The sequence below is a fragment of the Xanthomonas arboricola pv. guizotiae genome, from assembly GCF_002940205.1.
GTDB classification, from domain to species: domain Bacteria; phylum Pseudomonadota; class Gammaproteobacteria; order Xanthomonadales; family Xanthomonadaceae; genus Xanthomonas; species Xanthomonas arboricola_C.
This window is the reverse complement of the sequence record NZ_MDSK01000084.1, coordinates 1-2,503: the sequence shown is the minus strand read 5'-3', so window position 1 is coordinate 2,503 and position 2,503 is coordinate 1. Positions and strand designations below refer to the sequence as shown.

General features: G+C 52.3%; 3 protein-coding genes and 1 pseudogene. 3 read left to right on the top strand and 1 reads right to left on the bottom strand.

What is annotated here, in order from left to right; genetic code table 11:
- Positions 1-279: 279 nt before the first annotated feature.
- Positions 280-1,368 carry a type III secretion system effector XopH gene (xopH, locus tag XarbCFBP7408_RS21820; protein ID WP_104564683.1) on the bottom strand — a complete coding sequence of 363 codons (1,089 nt, stop codon included), beginning with the start codon at positions 1,366-1,368 and terminating at the stop codon, positions 280-282.
- 15 nt (positions 1,369-1,383) lie between these two features.
- Here xopH and XarbCFBP7408_RS23365 point away from each other — a divergent pair, with 15 nt between their 5' ends.
- The 3 genes and pseudogenes from XarbCFBP7408_RS23365 (at position 1,384) to XarbCFBP7408_RS23595 (ending at position 2,252) form a co-directional block, all read left to right on the top strand.
- A complete protein-coding gene (locus tag XarbCFBP7408_RS23365) occupies positions 1,384-1,512 on the top strand; it encodes a hypothetical protein (protein WP_258072300.1) in 129 nt (42 codons plus the stop codon).
- A 249-nt stretch (positions 1,513-1,761) separates the two neighbouring features.
- A pseudogene (locus XarbCFBP7408_RS23600) lies at positions 1,762-2,058 on the top strand (transposase); the annotation flags it as partial.
- A gap of 2 nt (positions 2,059-2,060) precedes the next feature.
- Entirely contained in the window at positions 2,061-2,252 is a 192-nt protein-coding gene (locus tag XarbCFBP7408_RS23595) for a hypothetical protein (RefSeq protein WP_181107132.1), read from the top strand.
- Positions 2,253-2,503 lie beyond the last annotated feature (251 nt).

The following is a 2,503-nucleotide window of genomic DNA, read 5'->3' as shown; positions in this document are numbered from 1 at the left end:
CACGCGCTTCGAGAAGTTGGACGTCATGTTCCTTGGATTCCTCAACTTCGTCCTGGTCGTTGATGGGCTTCGGATGTGTTAACAGGCCCTAGCTTGCTGTTGGCTGCTTTTTACACGGCGGCTTCAACTCTGGATCGCAACTCCACTTGGCCGTGAAGTCGCTCAGGTCAGGTCGCCTGGGCCACTTCACAACCGTTGGTGTTGCGATCCAGAGTTGAAGCCGCCAGGATTTTCAACAACTTCTGCCGACCCCCGACACTCACTCAGGCCGTTGATCTATTATGGCAGATCAGGATTGTTGTTCAGATTTTCCCTAAGCCATTCGGACCATAACGCGGGTTGCCCGTTTGGATTTGACTTGGCGTACTCGTAAAACAAGGTAATAAGTTCCAGTCTATCATTACGAAAATCTGAACGCCCCTCGTGAGAGACGTCTTTATTAAAATCTAGAGCTCGACCCGGGTTAAATGCCAGTTGCCGCTTGATGATGTCTTCAAACGATATTAAATGAGCATTTCTCAGAATGTCGTGCATAGCGATGAAGATGCCTGTACGACCTTGACCAACCCCGCAGTGCACATGTAGCCTCTCATTGGGTGCCATGTTCCTCTCCATTTTAACAAATGTATCTATATCCTCTGCACGCGGTCCGAGATGGTCTGTTACTGTCAAACGCAGATATTCAGCACCTGCACTTTTCACAAGCTCTTCTTCGCTAAAAATAGATGGTTTATTTAATTTCACTGAGCGTGGGTTTGGAATGCCGTTCTTGACATCTTTGCGATGGAGAATCTGCACTGTTTCCTGTGACTTAATCGCGCGGATCCTCTCCTGCTCGTCAGCAAGCACTTCTTCACGCAATTTACCGACATTGGCCCAGTTGTTAGGAGCCCGCCAAGTGGCCGGATAGCCGCCAACAATGGCGTGAGACTCTTCGCGAACGTCTAGTACTATCACTGGGCTATCCCTAGACGGATTTAACCTAGTAATTTGGCTTATGGACGCGATACTTCCGCTGCCTGATATGTGCAAGTCTTTCCAGCCGGTCGGATTACAGGATTCTGGTAGATCAAAGTCATCCGAGGAGCGGAAATTATCGGATGATGATCTTGGGCTTCTGTCATACTGCAGCACAGGAATCTCTGTTGGGCGCTGCGGGAGAGGCAATGGATTACTAAATTTTTTGATCAGTGACAAATCACGTGCGGTCTTCGACCGAGGGGCCAAACCTTCGAGGCCGCGAGGGCGGGGCGATTGGTTACCAGGTTCTACGACAGCTTCCTGTTTAATGTCTGCAACGAAGTCTTCATCATTACTCCTTTTGGCACTGACTGATGATCCACTTGACCCAGAGATAGGATTAGGCATATGCATTCATTACGCATGAACGATGAATTCGTAGGATTTCACAGCGCGAATCGATCTTTTGTTGTTAATGGAATTTATGTTTCATTTAGCGACCCTCAAGATAGCGGTTTGGACTTGGCGGGTTTGCCTGGCGCTGGAGCATGACCAACGCCTTCAACGCAGCCAGGTGGCCGCGCAGGCAGGCCTTGGGCGATTCAGATGGAAATTGATTGCCTGAAGTAAAGGGTCGGCAGGGATTCGTGTAAAGACCTTCCTGATTAGCCCTGACCCTCAGCCAGCAGTCGCAAGATCTGCGCCAGGATGAGGGGTAAGCCTGACCCACCCAATAAACCAGGCCACCGTAAAGTAGAGGCTTCGCCCGCATGGGATCCTGTGGCAATGAGGAGTCAGGCGATTAAGAAGTCCCGTTTCACCGAGGAGCAGATCGCGTACGCGCTCAAGCAGGCCGAGCTAGGAATGGCGGTCGGGGAGATCTGCCGCAAGATGGGAATTGCGGAGGCCACGTTCTACGTGTGGCGCAAGAAGTACGGTGGGTTAGGCCCGTCAGAGCTCAAGCGCTTGCGGCTTCTGGAAGAGGAAAATCGCAAGCTTAAGCAACTGGTAGCAGACCTGAGCCTGGATAAGGCGATGCTCCAGGAGGTGGTCACAAAAAAGCTCTGAGGGCGCCCCAGAAGCGCGATTGGGTTGCCCGTTTGAAAGAGCGCTTTGGCGTGAGTGAGCGGCGTGCATTACGGATCGTATCGATGTCACGTTCGGCGTTCTCTTATAAGGCCAAGGCGCGTGACTGCAGCGCCATTCGTCTGCGGATGCGTGAGATCACCCAGACGCGGATCCATTACGGCTGCGAGCGGGTGCTTTCGTCCTGCGCAGCGCAGGCGCTGTAACTGGGCGCACTTCGTGTTGGTAACAAGCCGCGCCGCCAGGAGGCGGCGTGATTTAAGCCAAACAGCTCGCCGCAAGACAGTTGCAGCGTGCCGAACCTCGAAAGGGACGAGGTGGTGGATGAGCCGATGGAAGCGCCGTTTTATCCGGCAAACTCATGTTTTCACAAAAGACATCGGATTCTGCGAGTCATTTTTACTCGTATGTCGGCTGAACCCCAATACAAGTTCTTCCGACCCGATGAGGACATTCG